Below are 17,021 nucleotides of genomic sequence, written 5' to 3' on the forward strand. Positions count from 1 at the left end.
CGTGACGAAGTTCTCAAACGGCTTGAGGCCATCGAAAAACGCTTGCCCAAATAGCGCCGCGTCCCCCTTCATCTGGCCAGAAAAACTCCCGCCGGAGGCCGCGGGACGGTGGGAGGGGCGTCGGCGCAGCCGCGCGTCGACCCCGTCACGCCCGCTGGCTCAACACCTCAACACCCAGTACATCCAGCACCTTCGCCTCGATATGCTCCGCATTCATCGCAGCGGTATCGTACATGTCGCGGGGGCTGGACTGGTCGATAAACACATCCGGCAAGACCATCGACCGGAACTTCAGCCCGTGATCGAACACACCTTCATCGGCCAACAGCTGTGCCACATGTGACCCGAACCCGCCAACAGCGCCTTCTTCGACAGTAATCAACGCCTCATGATCGCGCGCCAGCGCAAGGATCATCTCGCGGTCCAGCGGCTTGGCAAACCGTGCATCGGCCACCGTGGGCGTCACCCCCCGTGCCTCCAGCGCCTCGGCGGCCTTCTCAACTTCCTGCAACCGTGTCCCGAAGGACAGGATCGCCACGCGCGCCCCCTCGCGGATCATCCGGCCTTTGCCGATCTCCAGCGGCTGCGCATCCTCGGGGATCTCAACGCCCACACCTTCCCCACGGGGAAAGCGGAACGCAATCGGGCCGTCGTCATGACCCACCGCCGTGGCCACCATCCGCACCAACTCTGCCTCATCGGCGGCGGCCATCACCACAAACCCCGGCAGGTTCGCCAGATAGGCCACATCGAAGGACCCCGCATGGGTCGCCCCATCGGCCCCGACCAATCCGGCGCGGTCGATGGCAAATCGCACAGGCAACCGCTGCAGGGCCACATCATGCACCACCTGATCATATCCGCGCTGCAAAAACGTGGAATAGAGCGCGCAAAACGGCTTCATCCCACCCGCAGCCAAACCTGCACAAAACGTCACCGCATGTTGCTCCGCAATGCCCACATCAAAGCACCGCGACGCAAACCGCGACATGAACCGGTCCAGTCCCGTGCCATCCGGCATCGCCGCCGTCACCGCCACGATCTTGTCGTCCCGCGTGGCCTCCTTGATCAGTGCCTCCGCAAAAACGGACGTATAGGACGGCGCATTGCTCGGCGCTTTCTTCTGCTCGCCTGTCACCACATCAAACTTGGCCGTTGCATGGCCGCGATCGGCGCGATGTTCCGCGTAGCCCTTGCCCTTCTTGGTGATCGCATGGATCAGAATGGGCCCCGTCGCGCGGTCCTTGACCGTCCGCAACACCGACAACAGCTGGTCCATGTTGTGGCCGTCAATCGGCCCCAGATAGGAAAACCCCAATTCCTCGAACAAGGTCCCGCCAACGGTCATGCCCTTCAGCATTTCCTTCGCCCGCCGCGCGCCTTCCTGAAACGGCTCAGGCAGGAACGACACCGCCCCCTTGGCCGCCGCCTTGAATTCCTGAAACGGCGCCCCGGCGTACAGGCGGGACAGATAAGACGACATCGCGCCCACAGGCGGGGCAATCGACATTTCATTGTCGTTCAGGATCACAATCAGCCGCTTGCCCAGATGGCCCGCGTTGTTCATCGCCTCATAAGCCATGCCTGCCGACATGGACCCGTCGCCAATCACCGCAATGGCGTCCCCGCCTTCACCGCCCAAATCCCGCGCCACCGCAAACCCCAAAGCCGCCGAAATGGACGTGGACGAATGCGCCGCCCCGAACGGGTCATAGGGCGACTCGCTGCGTTTGGTGAACCCGCTCAGCCCGTCTTTCTGGCGCAAGGTGCGGATGCGGTCGCGCCGACCTGTCAGGATTTTATGGGGATAACACTGATGGCTCACATCCCAGATGATCTTGTCCTTGGGCGCGTCAAACACCGCATGCAGGGCGACGGTCAGTTCAACCACACCAAGACCGGCCCCCAAATGGCCGCCCGTCTCGGACACCGTTGAAATCGTCTCGGCCCGCAACTCATCGGCAAGCGTGCGCAACTGCCCGTCAGACAACCCTTTCAGGTCGCCGGGCAAATCCACCCGGTCCAATGTCGGAGTGTTCGGTCTGTCAGCCATCCGTCCGGCCCTTTCTCAGTGCGACCGCGCGATCACGAACCGCGCTGCCGCGCGCAACGTATCCGCCGCCTCACCATAAGAAGATAGCGCATCACACGCCTCGTCCACCAAGTCTTTGGCGCGACGCTTCGCCCCATCCAGCCCCATCAACGATACAAAGGTGGCCTTGCCCGCATCCGCATCCTTGCCCACAGCCTTCCCGACCGCCGCTGCATCACCTTCAACGTCCAGCACATCATCGGCGATCTGAAAGGCAAGCCCCACCGCATCGCCATAGGTCTTCAACGGCGCAGTCTCGGCCTCGGCCATCATCGCCCCCGCCATGCACGACCATGTCAGCAGCGCACCGGTCTTCCCCGCCTGCATCGCCATAATCTGGTCCAGCGTGAACGGCACAGCAGCGGTTTCCGCGGCAATATCCGCCGCCTGCCCGCCCACCATGCCCGCAACACCGGCATGGCGCGCCAAAGACGCCATCAAAGCGGCCCGAACCGCACCCGATGCGGGCGCATCCCCGATCAACTCAAACGCCAAGGACTGCAAGGCATCCCCTGCCAGAATAGCAGTCGCGTCATCCCACGCCTTGTGCACCGTCGGACGCCCGCGACGCATGTCGTCATCATCCATCGCCGGCAGGTCATCGTGCACCAGGGAATAGGCATGAACGCATTCAATCGCTGCCGCGACAGGCAATGCACCGTCCGTTCCATGCAATCGCGCCCCTTCCATCACATAGAACCCGCGCAACGCCTTGCCGCCCACAACGGCATAGCGCATGGCCTCTGCCAATGGCGGGTGCAGATCACAGACGATCCGCGCTTCCAGAAACTCCGAAATCGCCCCGGCATCCGCCGCCAAAGCCGTGCGAAAGTCAGCCATCCAAAGGCGCCGTGCCCGTGGGGGTGCCATCGGCATCCAGTGTCAGCTTGGCCACCTTTTCCTCGGCGTCTTTCAACTTTGCCTCACAGCGCTTTTTCAGCGCAGCACCCCGCTCATAAAGTGCTATGGACTGATCCAACGGCACTTCACCGCGCTCCAACTGGCCCACGACCTGTTCCAACTCGCGCAACGCGTCCTCAAAGCTCATCTCGCTGACATCCGTGCTCATTGTCCGCGGTCCTCCAAAACCTCTACATGGGCGCGGGCCGACCGGCCCAACGCGTCCAGATCATATCCCCCCTCAAGACAGGACACCACCCGACCATCGCAAAACCGGTCCGCCAGATCACACAGCTGTTCCGTGACCCATGCAAAATCGCTGTCCTGCAGCATCATACCCGCCAGTGGATCATCCGCATGTGCATCAAATCCGGCGGAAATGATCAGAAGTTCAGGTTTGAACGCCTCGATCCGGGGACAGACATGATCCCGCCACGCGGCCTGAAACGCCGCCGACCCGGCCCCATCCGGCAAAGGCACATTCAGCACATTGCCGACACCGGTCTCATGGGCCGCCCCCGTGCCGGGATAAAGCGGCATCTGATGCGACGAACAGAACAAAATCCGCGCGTCTTCTTCCACCAGATCCTGCGTGCCGTTGCCGTGGTGCACGTCGAAATCAACAATCGCTACGCGGGATAATCCGTGAAACTCCAACGCATGTTTGGCCGCCACCGCGACATTGCCGAAAAAGCAAAACCCCATGGCCGTCTCGCGCTCTGCATGATGCCCCGGCGGGCGCATGGCCACAAAGGCGTTGCGGACCTGCCCGTCCATGACCATATCCACGGCCTTCACCGCACCACCCGCGGCGCGAAACGCCGCCTCAAGCGATCCCACGGACATATGCGTATCCGCATCCAAAGACCGCCAGCCGTCCTCCGGCGCTGCCGCACGGATGCTGTCCACATAAGATTTCGGATGACAGCGCAGCAGATCATCCTCCGCCACCAAAGGTGCCTCCACGGGGGTCAGCGCCATCCCCTCCAACGCCCCCAAAACCGCATCCAGCCGCGCCACCTGTTCAGGATGGCCCGGCGGCGTCACATGATCGTATCCTGCCTTATGGGTCATCAGCGCCGTTGCCATGGGCGGTCCCTCCTTCATCTTGGCCAAAAAACTCCCGCCGGAGGCACCAAAATTTCGAAATTTTGGTCCACCCCCACCTTAGTCGGGTGCCAGCATGTAACCCGCCCCGCGCACCGTCTGCAAATAGCGCGGCTGCTTGGGGTCGGCCTCCAACTTGCGCCGCAGCCGGGTGATCTGGACATCCACCGCGCGCTCCTGCGCCTGCCCACCGGCGCGGCCCAGCTTTTCCACCAGATCGGTGCGGCTCAGGGCCTCCGCAGGTGTGGCCGAAAAGATCTTCATCAATTGCACTTCCGTCGCCGTCAGACGCACCAACTCGTCCCCGCGCCACAATTCGCCACGTTCCATGTCATAGCGCAGCGGCCCCAGATGCAGCACCTTGGGCACCTCGCGCTCCGCCTCGCTCGGCGGGACACGGCGCAGGATCGAATTGATCCGCAACAACAGCTCCTTTGGCTCGAACGGCTTGGCCAGATAATCATCCGCCCCCGCCTCAAGCCCGGTGATCCGGTCCCCCGTTTCCGCCTTCGCCGTCAAAAGCAGGATCGGCGTGTCGCGATCCTTTCGCAAATCCGCACACAATGACACGCCGTCCTCTCCCGGCATCATCACGTCCAGCACGATCATGTCGAAATCCAACCCCGACAGGATACGCCGCGCATGGGCGGCTTCCCGTGCGGCAGTCACCAGAAACCCGCTGCGGACAAGAAACTTCTGCAACAGGACACGGATGCGCTCGTCATCGTCCACAATCAACAAATGGGGCTGGTCGTTATGCATCGCGCTATCCCTTCAGATCCTTCAGCGCCGCATATCGCGCCGCACTCTCTTCATCCATCATCGCCTCAAGAACCTGCCGGAACCCCGCCACCGCATCCGGCCCCGCCGCACGATAGGCCGCCCGCATCCTGTCCCGCTGGGCGTCCGACAATGTCCTCTCCAGGGCCTCACCCGCGTCGGTCAGAAACAAATGCCGCTCCCGTTTGTCGCGCTGGCCCACCTCACTGCGCACAAGACCATCCTCAACCAAAGCACGCAATACACGGTTCAGGGATTGCTTCGTGACCCCGAGGATGGCCAACAGGTTGTTGACTGTCGTGCCGGGGCTTCGGTTGATAAAGTGAATGGCACGATGATGGGCGCGGCCATAGGCCATATCGGCAAGAATACGGTCCGGATCCGCCGTGAAGCCGCGGTAGGCAAAGAACATCGCCTCGATCCCCTTGCGCAGCTGTTCATCGGTCAAAAACAACAGCGCATTGCCGCTGTCCCGCGCGCCCGTGTCCATAGCGGCCTCCTTCACATTCCCCGTCATAATACGTCAGCTTTGTTGACATTCCAAGAACTCAAAGGTATCGAATCGCAGGTTTGGCGCAATAAAATGACCGCATCGGACCTAAAGACGTAATAAATGCAAATCTGATGGAGGGCATTATGGCCGGTGCATATGATGATCGTGATGGCAAAATCTGGATGGACGGCCAGCTGGTCGACTGGCGCGCCGCCAACGTGCACATCCTCAGCCATGCCATGCACTACGCGTCCTCCGTCTTCGAAGGCGAACGGTGCTACAACGGCAAAATCTTTCTCAGCCGCGAACACTCCGAACGCCTGCATTTCTCCGCCGGAGAGCTGGACTTCCAGATCCCCTACACCGTTGACGAAATCGAGGCCGCCAAGGCCGAGGTGATCAAGGCCAACAACCTGTCCGACGCCTACGTGCGCGCCGTTGCATGGCGCGGCGCGGGCGAAGACATGGGCGTCGCATCGCAACGCAACCCCGTGCATCTGGCCATCGCCGCATGGGAATGGGGCAACTACTATGGCGACGCCAAGATGAAAGGCGCGAAAATCGACATCGCGAAATGGAAACGCCCCTCCCCTGAAACGATCCCCGTACACGCCAAGGCCGCAGGTCTTTACATGATCTGCACAACCTCCAAACATGCCGCCGAAGCCAAGGGCTGTTCGGACGCCTTGTTCATGGACTACCGCGGCTATGTGGCCGAATGCACCGGTGCCAACATCTTCTTCGTCAAGGATGGCGAAGTCCACACGCCCAAGGCCGATGTCTTCCTGAACGGCCTGACGCGCCAGACCGTGATCAGCCGGTTGAAAGACCGCCAGATCGCGGTTCATGAACGGGTGATCATGCCCGAAGAACTCGAAGGGTTCGAACAATGCTGGCTGACAGGCACCGCCGCCGAAGTCACGCCGGTGGGCCAGATCGGTGACTATAATTTTGAGGTCGGCGCGCTGTGTCGCGACGTGGCTGAAGACTACGAAAAGCTGGTCCGCACTTAGGCAAAGGGCGGAGGGGGGCCAGCCCCCCGGCCTGCGGCCTCCCCCCGGAGTTTTCGGATCAGAAGAATAAAGGACGCGGCGCATCAAACGGTGGCGTCGCGTTTTTCATTCGGGCACGCAGGGTGGGCACGCCCGTCGTCAGACGGCGGGGCCAGCGGGCGTCATTGCAAACCCTTCGCCCGGACTTTGCGCCGCGCGGTTTCATCCCGGCCCAGCGCCCGTTCCCGCAGAACAATAATGACGCCCGCCGCAATCACGAACCCCGCACCGATTGTCATGCTCGCGGTTGGCACTTCGCTGAACCAGATCCACCCGATCAGGACAGACCACAGCATCGACACATAGGTGAAGGGTGCAAGCACCCCGGCCTCGGCAAAGCGATAGCTTGACGTTAGTAAAATCTGACCCAGCCCACCGACCACACCCGCGCCGACCAACAACGCCCATTCCGCGCCATTGGGCCAGACCCAGCCGAACGGCAGTGTCACCAAGGACAGCACCGCAGATGTCATGGAGAACCAGAACACAATCGCCGTAGTGCTTTCCTGCCCCGCCATGCCTTTGACAAAGACCTGCGCCAATGCGGCCAGACAAGCGGACCCAAGCGTCAATCCCACGCCCAAAGCCTCCACCGATCCAAGGCCCACCGACAAACGTGGTGCCACGATGATCACCACGCCGACAAAGCCAAGCAACACGGCAGCGATACGCACGGCCCGAAACTTTTCCCCAAGGATCAAGGCGGCCAGCACGACCATCACGATGGGCGTTACAAACCGGATCGCCGTCACCTCCGGCAGGGGCAAAAACTTCAACCCCGCAAACCCAAGCCCCATGGCACAGGACCCGACGATCCCCCGCACCGCATGATTGCGCACCGACCGGGTGCGGACGCCTGCGCGAATGCCCCCGTGTGTGACCAGCCAAACCAGCAAAATCGGCATCGCCATGACCGAGCGGAAGAACATCGCCTCACCGGCAGGCACCCTGTCTGCCGCTTTGATGAAGGCCGACATCACGGTAAACACCGTCACCGCCGACAGCATCAGAAACACGCCGCGCGCGACATTCGGGACAGGAAGGCTAGGGGTGGCCGGGGTCATGCCCCTGCCTACGCCGATCCGTCACTCGGCACCACCCACCGGTGTCACCCGCAGAATGTCGGCACCGGGCGCGTCGACCAGAACCAGCAGATCGCCGTTTGCCAAAACCTCGACATCGCGGACACGGCCCACATCGCGCAGCAACCGTTCCTCGCCCACAACACGTCCGTCTTCCAGTTTCAGCCGGTTCAACCCGCCAGGGTTCAAGGACGACACGAACAAATCCCCCCGCCACGGCGCAAAGTCCGCATCTGCGGGATAGCTGCCCATGCCACCGGGTGCGATGACAGGATCCCAGTAGTAGACCGGTTGTTCATAGCCTTCGGCCACGGCCTCACCACCGGTGATATCGCGGCCGTTGTAATTGATCCCGTAGGAGATCACCGGCCAGCCGTAATTCAGCCCCTGCTGCGGACGGTTCAATTCATCGCCGCCGCGCGGTCCATGTTCCACCGTCCACAGATCTCCGTCACGGATCACAGCACCTTGAATATTGCGGTGCCCCGTTGACCAGACGCGCACGTCTGTCCCGTCAAACCACAGCACCTTCCCCACCGTATTGTCGCCCTGCGACAACTCCGGCGTGCCGCGATCACCGGATGTGATCCATGCGCCTCCCTCCACGGGAATGATCCGGCTGCCAAAATGCTGACCCGCATTGGTCGCGGGCGATTGGACAAAGATATCCTCGACATCAACCAAAGTCGCACCATCCAACCGACCCCGCGCGGCGGCCAAGGCAACACCACCCTGCACAGCCTTGGAATAGGTCCAGTAAACCAGACCGTCCGGCCCCACCGCCACATCCAGCAAACCGCCCTGCCGAATGGCCTCTACCTCTGGCAACCCTTGAACCTCGGCCACCTCGCGGTTCTCATCGACCACCCGCATCCGCCCGCCGCGTTCCGTCACCAAGAACCGGCCATCCGGCAAAGGTGCAATCCCCCAGGGAAAATCGAAACCGCTCGCAAAGGTGCTGACCTCGACCTCGGTTTCCGGCAGTTCAGGCGCGCGGGTCTGGTTTTCAAACAGCGGATCAAAGTCCGCATTCTTGGGCCCCTGTTCCACCTGTCCGAAAGCCATCACCGGCAGGACACATAAGACATACCTCAACATCAGCGTTCCTTTCTCAACCGTTCGACCGCCCAGCGCGCTGCATCCGCGACCTCACCTGCGGGGTCATCCACCAGATCAGCCGCCGCATCGCACAGGCCCTCGTCGCCAGAATTGCCGATGGCGTACAACACGTTGCGCACAAACCGATCCCGCCCGATCCGCTTGATCGGACTGCCCGAAAACATGGCGCGAAAACCCGCATCGTCCAGCCCGGCCAGATCACGCAACCGTGGGGCGCGCAAATCCGCACGCGCGGCATAACGCAGCTCACGGGCCTCGACGGCAAACTTGTTCCACGGGCACACAGCCAGACAATCGTCGCAGCCATAAATCCGGTTGCCCATCAGCCCGCGCAAATCCTCGGGCACCGGCCCCTTGTGTTCGATCGTCAGATAGGAAATGCACCGCCGCGCATCGAGCTGGAATGGCGCCGGAAAAGCATCCGTCGGACACACATCCAGACACGCCCGGCACGACCCGCAGGTCTCCTGTCCCGCCTCATCTGCCGGCAACTCGGCCGTCGTAAAAATCGCGCCCAGAAAAAACCAGTTCCCCAAATCGCGGCTCAGCAGGTTCGTGTGCTTGCCCTGCCAGCCAAGCCCCGCCGCCGCTGCCAGCGGCTTTTCCATCACGGGCGCGGTGTCCACAAACACCTTGATCTCGCACGCGGCGGCATCGACCAGCCAACGGCCCACCCGCTTCAGCCGTTTCTTGACCAGATCATGATAATCGCGGTTTTGCGCATACACGCTGATGGCGGCGCGGTCGCGCTGTGCCAACACCTCCAATGGATCATGCTCCGGCGTATAGGGCTCCGCCAGCATCACCACCGACCGGACGTCCGCCCACAAGGCACCCGGATCACCGCGCCACGTCATCCGCTCCGCCATCCACGCCATCTGCCCATGCCGGCCCTGATCGACAAACGCCGCCAGTCGCGCAGGCAATTCAGGCACCGCATCGGGCCGGCACACCCCGAACCCCGCAAAGCCCTCCTCGAACGCCCTGGCCCGCAAACGCGCTTTCAGCTCGGCACTCATGGATGTGTTTTCTCTGGTTCAAAAATACCCTCGGGGGTCTGGGGGCAGCGCCCCCAGCGGATCGGATGAGCGCAGCTCATTCGATCCAATTCAAAAATCCAGATCCGCATAATGCGACGGCTGCGGAAACCCTGAAATCTGATCAGCCAGAATGGACCGGAACGCAGGCCGCGACTTGATCTTGGCATACCAGTCCTTGACGATCTCGGACCGGTTCCAGTCCACGTCAGATACATAATCCAGACAGGACAGATGCGCAGCAGCGGCAAAATCGGCCAGCGTCATGTCATTGCCCGCCAGCCAGCGCCGCTGGTCCAGCAACCATGTCATGTAGTCCAGATGGTACTTGATCGCCTTGGCCCCGGCTTTGACGTTGGCACTGTCGGGATATCCGGTGCCCATCACCTTGCGAAAGACGCGCTCGCCCATCAGCTTGGTGGTGACCTCTTCGTTGAACTTGTCGTCGAACCACGCCACCAGTCGCCGCACCTCGTACCGGGCCTCCGGTCCGGACGGCAACAGCGCCGGCGTCGGGTGGGTCTCTTCAAGGTATTCACAGATCGCGGTGCTGTCGGCCATCACGCGGCCATCCATCTTCAGCACCGGCACCTTTCCGGCCGGATTGCGGCGCAGGAAATCCGCGTCCTGCTCCCAATAGCGCTCTTCGACCAGTTCCACCTCGATCCGCTTCTCGGCAAGGCTCAACCTCACCTTGCGCGAAAACGGAGACAGCGGATAATGGTACAGTCGGTTCATCTCGGGCCCCAAATCAGGTGTGTTCCTTCAATGCCCCATGAGGTGGACCGTTACAATCCCGTGTCAGCTATTCAAAGCATCCCGCGCGACCATCCGCTGCAATCGTTGCGGCCCCGTCCCGGATGCTCGTGGCACGGCGTTGCACAAAGGACGTCGGCTGCGATGCCGACCTGCTTTTGGGTGCGGGCAGGATCGCCGCCAGACGCGCCGCCTGCACGTCGGACAAATCCTTCGCCTGCACTCCGAAATAATGGACCGCCGCCGCCTCGACACCAAAGACGCCTTCGTCAAATTCGGCGACGTTCAGATACACCTCAAGGATGCGTTCCTTGGACCACACAGCCTCCACCAGTGGCGTCATCAACGCCTCCAGCGACTTGCGCAACCACGACCGGCCCTGCCACAGATAGACATTCTTGACCACCTGCTGCGAAATCGTCGACCCGCCACGGTTGCCCCCGTCGGCAAGTGCGGCACGAATGGCGGTCAGGTCCAGACCCCAGTGTGTGCAGAAATTGGCGTCCTCTGCGGCCACGGCAGACCGCGCCATCGACGGGGCGATCTGCTCGATCGGGACCCAGGTCTGGTTGACGCCGCCCACCCGTCGCCCTTCGGCGAACATATACGGGGTGGTCGGCGGGTTCACGGCAGAAAATGTCAATGTCGCGACGAAAGCCAAAGCAATCACAATCAAAATCCCTCGAAGAAGATAACGCAGCATCCAACGCATCAAACGTCCGGGTCGTTCCCGCAGCCTGACGGTCCGTGTGCTTTTTTTGGGGGTCTTGCGTGCCATATCTGTCATTCCCCCAACAGGACTGCACGGTCAACCATTCTGTGTCACGCCGCCAGCATCGTGTCACCGCAAAGCACCTTTGCCTCCCGCGCGGTCACCGTGGGACGGGCCAGCGCCCAACCCGCATGCGCATGATGCACCATCTGCGGAAAAACGGCCTGGATTTCGTGGTGCAAATCCTCATCGGACATAATCTGCGGACCGGGGAAAAAGCTTTCGCTGGGGGCGGCCTCCGCGAAAATCACCTCATGGCTGTCAAACATCAGATGGTGGTAGGACACCTGCCTTTGGGGCTGGCGACAGATCGTGTCGTGATTGACAAGATGCTGCGCCGCGACAAGGACCTCCGCTTCACCGAACAGCACCTCGGCGCGCCAGCCGGTGACCAGCATCTTGTGCTGCGGCGACACCCAAAGCGGGCGCGCATTGCCAATGGACCCCGCCGCAAACCGGATCGGCGCCAACCGCCCCATGGCCGCCACAGACCGGACCCCGTGCCACCGCACAGGTTGCAGGCCATGGTCCATCGTCTCAACCAAATCGCCAACCTCGATCTGTTCGACAGGCACAGCCCCGTCCACCGTATCTATCCGCGTACCTGCGGCAAAACACGGCGGCCCGAGGTCGCCCACATCCAGCGGCCCGTCGGGAAAGACGAAACTTGCGTCAAACAATGTCCCGTCCTGCAGGACCTGCCCGTCCGTCGGGGTAAAGACACGCTGGCCATCTGCCAGATAAAACGTGATCCCCACATAGGTGATGTTGCCAACACCCGCGACAGTGATCGTCACGGTATCGCCCGGATAGGACGCTGTAACGTCCGACCCGTCCACTGCATCCCCGTCAAATTGGTCGATATCGCCATCGTCATTCTGGTCGGTCAACGTCAGATTGACAAAGCTGACGGGCGTCCCGCCGGGGGGCGGGTTGGCGGGGTCAAACGTGAAAAACTGATCTGTATATGTCGTCGGCATACTGCACCTGCACTCTGTACTCGTGCGGCCAATATCCCCGTGCAAAGCGGTCTTATTCAGGAACCATTAAGGTTAATTTGTGAACAATCCACCGGATCGTTTCGCTGAACGAAACAATCCAACGCGCGGTAACGCCTTGTAACGCAACAGTTTTACCAAAAGAACATACGGGCGCACCACAAAGCCGACCCTCGGCCCGCCCCCGAAAACTGTGACGAATGTTTGACGCAGCGTCAGGCACCGAAAATAGAAAACCCCCGCCCTTTTATCCAAGGACGGGGGATATGCGCGTCGCCTGTGCAGGGCCTATTCCGCAGGAACCGCTGTTTCCTCCACCCCCAACGGGGCCGGCAGATGGATCAGCATTTCCTTGGGGCAGACCTGCACAAAGTTGCCAAGCTCCGTGTCCCAGTTTTGCAGGATGTCGGCGGCCTTCCGGCTGCCTGTTTCCGCATGATGCCTCTCAACCAGTCCACGCAACTGCGTTTCCCAATGGTCAACGCCCACCGGACAGGTCACAAGCGTTTCCATGTTGATCAGGGCATCAGCCTCACGCTGCGGATCATACAGATAGGCCATACCGCCCGTCATCCCCGCACCGAAGTTCGCGCCAATGGACCCAAGGATCACCGCAACACCACCGGTCATGTATTCACACCCGTTGGACCCGCAGCCCTCGATCACCACCTTCGCGCCGGAATTGCGCACGGCAAACCGTTCCCCCGCACGCCCTGCGGCAAACAGATAACCGTCTGTCGCACCATACAGCACCGTGTTGCCGATGATCGTATTCTCGGATGCGACCAGCGGGCTCGCCATAGGCGGCCGCACCACAACCGTGCCGCCGGACAGACCCTTGCCGACATAGTCGTTGGCATCCCCCGACACTTCCAGCTTCAACCCCGGTGCCGCAAAGGCCCCCAAGGATTGACCGGCCGATCCTTTCAACTTCACCGTCAGATGGTCCGGCTGCAGGCTGTTCCGCATCCCGAAGTTCTGGACAATGTGGCTCGACGTGCGCGTCCCGATGGTCCGCAACGTGTTCTGCACCGCATATTCCAGCTGCATCTTTTCCCCATCGTTGAGGAACCGCGCCGCATCCTGCACGATCTGTGCATCCAGCGTATCAGGCACGGCATTGCGTGGCTTGTTGCGGTCATAAACGATGTCTTTCGCCCCATCGACGGTGATCAGCAGCGGGTTCAAATCCAGATCATCCAGATGCGCCGACCCACGGCTGACCTGATCCAACAGGTCCGCACGGCCAATCACCTCATCCAAGGACCGCGCGCCAATCTCGGCCAAAATCTCGCGCACTTCGGTGGCATAGAACGTAATCAGGTTCACAACCTTGTCCGCAGTGCCGGTGAACTTATCGCGCAACGCCTCATCCTGCGTACAGACACCCACGGGGCAGGTGTTGCTTTGGCACTGACGCACCATGATGCAGCCCATGGCGATCAGCGCAGCGGTGCCGATCCCGTATTCCTCGGCCCCCAGCATCGCGGCCATGACAATGTCACGCCCCGTGCGCAGGCCCCCATCGGTCCGCAGGGTCACACGATCCCGCAGGTTGTTCATCGCCAGAACCTGATGCGCCTCGGTCAGGCCCATCTCCCACGGCAGGCCAGCATATTTAATGCTGGTCGCAGGCGATGCCCCCGTGCCGCCATTGTGCCCCGAAATCAGGATCACATCGGCCTTGGCCTTGGCCACACCGGCAGCAATCGTACCAACGCCAGAGGACGCCACCAGCTTCACCGTCACCTTACAGCGCGGGTTGATCTGTTTGAGGTCGTAGATCAGCTGCGCAAGGTCTTCGATCGAATAGATGTCGTGGTGCGGCGGCGGTGAAATCAGCGTCACACCCTTGGTCGAATGCCGCAGCCGCGCGATCAGGTCGGTGACCTTCATGCCGGGCAGCTGGCCGCCCTCACCGGGCTTGGCCCCCTGCGCGACCTTGATTTCAAGTTCTTCACACTGGTTCAGGTATTCAGCCGTGACACCAAAACGCCCCGACGCCACCTGCTTGATCTTCGCAGACGGGTTGTCGCCATTAGGCTCCGGCACGAAATGTGCCGGATCTTCACCACCCTCACCACTGTCGGACTTCGCGCCAATCCGGTTCATCGCCACGTTCAACGTCTTATGCGCCTCTGGCGACAGCGCGCCCAGCGACATGCCCGGCGTCACGAACCGTTTGCGGATTGAGGTGATGGATTCCACCTCCTCAATCGGAACCTTCTTGCCCATGGGCTTGATCGCCAGCAGATCACGCAGGTGGATCGGCGGATTGCCCTGCATGGCACCTGAATACTGCTTCCACAGTTCATAAGACGCACGGTTACAGGCCTGCTGCATCAGGTGCATGGTCTGTGCTTCCCAAGCGTGCTTTTCGCCCTGACGTCGCGCCTTGTAGAAACCACCGATTGGCAGCACGTCCTTGCCACCCCGCCAACCGGCCTGATGCACCTCTTCCACCTTGCGCTGGATACCGGTCACACCAATGCCGGAAATCCGGCTCTGCATGCCGGGGAAATATTCGGCGACCATGGCACGCGACAGGCCAACAGCCTCAAAGTTCAGACCCCCGCGATAGCTTGAGATCACAGAAATCCCCATCTTCGCCATGATCTTCAACAGACCTTGGTCGATGGCATTGCGATACCGCGCGACAGCCTCGGTCAACGTGCAATCCAGCAGGCCCCGTTCAATCCGGTCATCAAGACTGTCCTCAGCCAGATAGGCGTTCACCACCGTGGCACCACAGCCGATCAGCACGGCGAAATAATGCGGGTCGATACATTCCGCAGACCGCACGTTCAGCGATGTGAACGTCCGCAGCCCCTTGCGGGTCAGCCAGCTGTGCACCGCTGAGGTCGCCAGAATCATCGGCATGGGCACACGGCCCTCACCCTGATGTTGGTCCGTCAGGGTCAGATGCCCCGCACCGGACCGCACCGCATCCTCAGCCTCGGCCCGAATACGTTTCAGGCCCTCTTCCAAGGCACCCCGTTCACCGTTGGCGGGGAAGGTACAATCAATCTCGACACAGGACGCATTGAACGCGCCTTGCAGCGCATCCCACTGCGCATTGCCCACAAACGGGCTGTCCAGCACAAGGATTTCCGTCTGCGACGAATCCTCATCCAGCACGTTCTTGAGGTTCCCGAACCGCGTCTTCAAAGACATCACGCGGAACTCGCGCAAGCTGTCAATCGGCGGGTTCGTCACCTGACTGAAATTCTGGCGGAAGAAATGGCTCAGCGGACGGTATTTTTCCGACAACACGGCAGAGGGCGTGTCATCCCCCATCGACGCCAACGCCTCTTTGGCGTCCTCGGCCATGGGCGCCAGAATGTTCTCCAGCTCCTCAATGGTGTACCCGGCGGCGATCTGGCGCTTGCGCAACTCGGCCCCCGCATAAAGCGGGCTTTCGGTCACGGCACCCAGTTCATCGTCCAGCTCATTGATCTTGCCGACCCAGTCACCGAACGGCAGCGCGGCCGCCATCTTGTCTTTCAGTTCCTCATCATGGAACAGCGCCCCCTTGCCCATGTGCACACCGATCATCTGACCGGGGCCCAGCGCGCCTTTTTCCACGACATCGGCCTCGTTGATCGGGACCATCCCGGCCTCGGACCCGGCGATCAGCAGGCCATCCCCGGTCACCACATACCGCATGGGGCGCAGCCCGTTCCGGTCCAGACCGGCACAGACCCAGCGCCCGTCCGTCATCGCCAATGCCGCCGGACCATCCCAAGGCTCCATCACCGAATTGCAGTAGGAATACATATCGCGCCACGACTGCGGCAGTTCCGTCGCCTGCTTCGACCAGCTTTCAGGGACCAACATGGTCTTCGCCATAGGCGCAGACCGACCGGCACGCACCAGCACCTCGAACACCGCATCCAAAGCCGCCGAATCGGACGACCCGCCCGCAACCACAGGCTTCACATCCTCAGCCATATCCCCGAAGGTCGACGACGCCATGCGAATCTCATGGGATTTCATCCAGTTCAGGTTGCCCTTCAGCGTGTTGATCTCCCCATTGTGGGCCAACATGCGGAACGGCTGCGCCAACCACCACTGCGGGAAGGTGTTCGTCGAATACCGCTGGTGATAAATCGCAAAGGCCGAGATGAAGCGTTCGTCCAGCAGGTCCGGGTAAAACTCCGCCACCTGCTCGGCCAGCATCATCCCCTTGTAGATAATCGACCGGCACGACAAAGACGCCAGATACAGCCCGTTGATCCCCGCAGCTGCTGCGGCTTTCTCAATCCGGCGACGGATGACGTACAATTCACGCTCGAACGTCTCCTCATCCACGCCTTTGGAGTTCGAAATCAAAATCTGCTCAATCTCGGGCCGCGTCGCGTTGGCCTTTTCACCCAGACAGTCGATGTTCACGGGCACATGGCGCCAGCCATAGATGTAATAGCCCATCCGCAGGACTTCGGTCTCGACAATGGTCCGGCAGGTTTCCTGTGCGCCAAAATCCGTGCGCGGCAGGAACACCTGACCCACGGCCAGCATTTCACCGTCCCGCAGGGTGTGGCCCGTGCGTTCCACCTGTTCACCGAAGAACTTGAACGGAATCTGCACGTGAATGCCCGCGCCATCGCCCGTCTTGCCGTCCGCATCCACAGCCCCGCGATGCCAGATCGCCTTCAGCGCGGAAATGCCGTTTTCCACAACCGACCGGCTTTTCTTGCCGTCAATGGACACAACCAGACCCACACCACAGTTGGCCTTTTCATCGGCCTCGTCATACAGGCCGTTCTGCGCCATCCATTCACGCTTCGTGCGTTCGGCCTCGGCCCATGCGTCATCATACTTGGTCATGCTGTT

At 61.3% G+C, this 17,021-nt stretch carries 14 protein-coding genes; 1 reads left to right on the forward strand and 13 read right to left on the reverse strand.

Annotated elements, in window-relative coordinates; translation table 11 throughout:
- Positions 1 to 145: 145 nt before the first annotated feature.
- The 6 genes from dxs to QZ653_RS03575 all read right to left on the reverse strand — a co-directional run bounded on the left by dxs (position 146) and on the right by QZ653_RS03575 (position 5,396).
- Positions 146 to 2,053 carry a 1-deoxy-D-xylulose-5-phosphate synthase gene (dxs, locus tag QZ653_RS03550; RefSeq protein WP_296417644.1) on the reverse strand — a complete coding sequence of 636 codons (1,908 nt, stop codon included), beginning with the start codon at positions 2,051 to 2,053 and terminating at the stop codon, positions 146 to 148.
- A gap of 15 nt (positions 2,054 to 2,068) precedes the next feature.
- Complete coding sequence (locus QZ653_RS03555; protein ID WP_296417648.1) at positions 2,069 to 2,932, reverse strand: polyprenyl synthetase family protein; 864 nt, start codon at positions 2,930 to 2,932, stop codon at positions 2,069 to 2,071.
- On the reverse strand, positions 2,925 to 3,161 hold the full coding sequence (locus QZ653_RS03560) for an exodeoxyribonuclease VII small subunit (protein WP_296417650.1): 237 nt from the start codon (positions 3,159 to 3,161) through the stop codon (positions 2,925 to 2,927). Before QZ653_RS03560 ends, QZ653_RS03555 begins: the two co-directional genes overlap by 8 nt.
- A complete protein-coding gene (locus tag QZ653_RS03565; RefSeq protein WP_296417652.1) occupies positions 3,158 to 4,081 on the reverse strand; it encodes a histone deacetylase family protein in 924 nt (307 codons plus the stop codon). Before QZ653_RS03565 ends, QZ653_RS03560 begins: the two co-directional genes overlap by 4 nt.
- Before the next feature lie 78 nt (positions 4,082 to 4,159).
- Positions 4,160 to 4,861 (reverse strand): response regulator, encoded by a 702-nt coding sequence (locus QZ653_RS03570; protein ID WP_296417653.1) that lies wholly within the window; start codon positions 4,859 to 4,861, stop codon positions 4,160 to 4,162.
- 4 nt (positions 4,862 to 4,865) lie between these two features.
- On the reverse strand, positions 4,866 to 5,396 hold the full coding sequence (locus QZ653_RS03575) for a MarR family winged helix-turn-helix transcriptional regulator (RefSeq protein ID WP_412765989.1): 531 nt from the start codon (positions 5,394 to 5,396) through the stop codon (positions 4,866 to 4,868).
- A 119-nt stretch (positions 5,397 to 5,515) separates the two neighbouring features.
- Here QZ653_RS03575 and QZ653_RS03580 point away from each other — a divergent pair, with 119 nt between their 5' ends.
- Positions 5,516 to 6,385 carry a branched-chain amino acid aminotransferase gene (locus QZ653_RS03580; protein ID WP_296417655.1) on the forward strand — a complete coding sequence of 290 codons (870 nt, stop codon included), beginning with the start codon at positions 5,516 to 5,518 and terminating at the stop codon, positions 6,383 to 6,385.
- A gap of 161 nt (positions 6,386 to 6,546) precedes the next feature.
- On the opposite strand, the gene QZ653_RS03585 is transcribed toward QZ653_RS03580, so the two are convergent.
- The 7 genes from QZ653_RS03585 to gltB all read right to left on the reverse strand — a co-directional run bounded on the left by QZ653_RS03585 (position 6,547) and on the right by gltB (position 17,015).
- A complete protein-coding gene (locus tag QZ653_RS03585) occupies positions 6,547 to 7,488 on the reverse strand; it encodes a DMT family transporter (RefSeq protein WP_296417657.1) in 942 nt (313 codons plus the stop codon).
- A 21-nt stretch (positions 7,489 to 7,509) separates the two neighbouring features.
- Positions 7,510 to 8,604, reverse strand: coding sequence for a PQQ-dependent sugar dehydrogenase (locus QZ653_RS03590; protein ID WP_296417658.1), 1,095 nt, complete (start codon positions 8,602 to 8,604; stop codon positions 7,510 to 7,512).
- Positions 8,604 to 9,644: a tRNA epoxyqueuosine(34) reductase QueG gene (gene queG / locus QZ653_RS03595; RefSeq protein ID WP_296417659.1), complete on the reverse strand. Its 1,041-nt coding sequence runs from the start codon at positions 9,642 to 9,644 to the stop codon at positions 8,604 to 8,606. The genes QZ653_RS03590 and queG overlap by 1 nt, the downstream gene beginning before the upstream one ends.
- 90 nt (positions 9,645 to 9,734) lie before the next feature.
- Positions 9,735 to 10,400 carry a glutathione S-transferase family protein gene (locus tag QZ653_RS03600; protein ID WP_296417660.1) on the reverse strand — a complete coding sequence of 222 codons (666 nt, stop codon included), beginning with the start codon at positions 10,398 to 10,400 and terminating at the stop codon, positions 9,735 to 9,737.
- 67 nt (positions 10,401 to 10,467) lie between these two features.
- Positions 10,468 to 11,196, reverse strand: a complete 729-nt coding sequence (gene mtgA, locus QZ653_RS03605) for a monofunctional biosynthetic peptidoglycan transglycosylase (protein WP_296417661.1) — start codon at positions 11,194 to 11,196, stop codon at positions 10,468 to 10,470.
- 44 nt (positions 11,197 to 11,240) lie between these two features.
- A complete protein-coding gene (locus QZ653_RS03610; RefSeq protein ID WP_296417662.1) occupies positions 11,241 to 12,170 on the reverse strand; it encodes a Hint domain-containing protein in 930 nt (309 codons plus the stop codon).
- 306 nt (positions 12,171 to 12,476) lie between these two features.
- A complete protein-coding gene (gltB, locus tag QZ653_RS03615) occupies positions 12,477 to 17,015 on the reverse strand; it encodes a glutamate synthase large subunit (protein ID WP_296417664.1) in 4,539 nt (1,512 codons plus the stop codon).
- Positions 17,016 to 17,021: the final 6 nt, after the last annotated feature.

Source organism: Pseudooctadecabacter sp., from assembly GCF_020627745.1.
GTDB lineage: Bacteria > Pseudomonadota > Alphaproteobacteria > Rhodobacterales > Rhodobacteraceae > Octadecabacter.

What these genes read in the sequence shown, in the direction of transcription:
- dxs (WP_296417644.1), bottom strand. Translation starts at nt 2,053, where the DNA reads ATGGCTGACAGACCGAACACTCCGACATTGGACCGGGTGGATTTGCCC.
- QZ653_RS03555 (WP_296417648.1), bottom strand. Translation starts at nt 2,932, where the DNA reads ATGGCTGACTTTCGCACGGCTTTGGCGGCGGATGCCGGGGCGATTTCG.
- QZ653_RS03560 (WP_296417650.1), bottom strand. Translation starts at nt 3,161, where the DNA reads ATGAGCACGGATGTCAGCGAGATGAGCTTTGAGGACGCGTTGCGCGAG.
- QZ653_RS03565 (WP_296417652.1), bottom strand. Translation starts at nt 4,081, where the DNA reads ATGGCAACGGCGCTGATGACCCATAAGGCAGGATACGATCATGTGACG.
- QZ653_RS03570 (WP_296417653.1), bottom strand. Translation starts at nt 4,861, where the DNA reads ATGCATAACGACCAGCCCCATTTGTTGATTGTGGACGATGACGAGCGC.
- QZ653_RS03575 (WP_412765989.1), bottom strand. Translation starts at nt 5,396, where the DNA reads ATGACGGGGAATGTGAAGGAGGCCGCTATGGACACGGGCGCGCGGGAC.
- QZ653_RS03580 (WP_296417655.1), top strand. Translation starts at nt 5,516, where the DNA reads ATGGCCGGTGCATATGATGATCGTGATGGCAAAATCTGGATGGACGGC.
- QZ653_RS03585 (WP_296417657.1), bottom strand. Translation starts at nt 7,488, where the DNA reads ATGACCCCGGCCACCCCTAGCCTTCCTGTCCCGAATGTCGCGCGCGGC.
- QZ653_RS03590 (WP_296417658.1), bottom strand. Translation starts at nt 8,604, where the DNA reads ATGTTGAGGTATGTCTTATGTGTCCTGCCGGTGATGGCTTTCGGACAG.
- queG (WP_296417659.1), bottom strand. Translation starts at nt 9,644, where the DNA reads ATGAGTGCCGAGCTGAAAGCGCGTTTGCGGGCCAGGGCGTTCGAGGAG.
- QZ653_RS03600 (WP_296417660.1), bottom strand. Translation starts at nt 10,400, where the DNA reads ATGAACCGACTGTACCATTATCCGCTGTCTCCGTTTTCGCGCAAGGTG.
- mtgA (WP_296417661.1), bottom strand. Translation starts at nt 11,196, where the DNA reads ATGGCACGCAAGACCCCCAAAAAAAGCACACGGACCGTCAGGCTGCGG.
- QZ653_RS03610 (WP_296417662.1), bottom strand. Translation starts at nt 12,170, where the DNA reads ATGCCGACGACATATACAGATCAGTTTTTCACGTTTGACCCCGCCAAC.
- gltB (WP_296417664.1), bottom strand. Translation starts at nt 17,015, where the DNA reads ATGACCAAGTATGATGACGCATGGGCCGAGGCCGAACGCACGAAGCGT.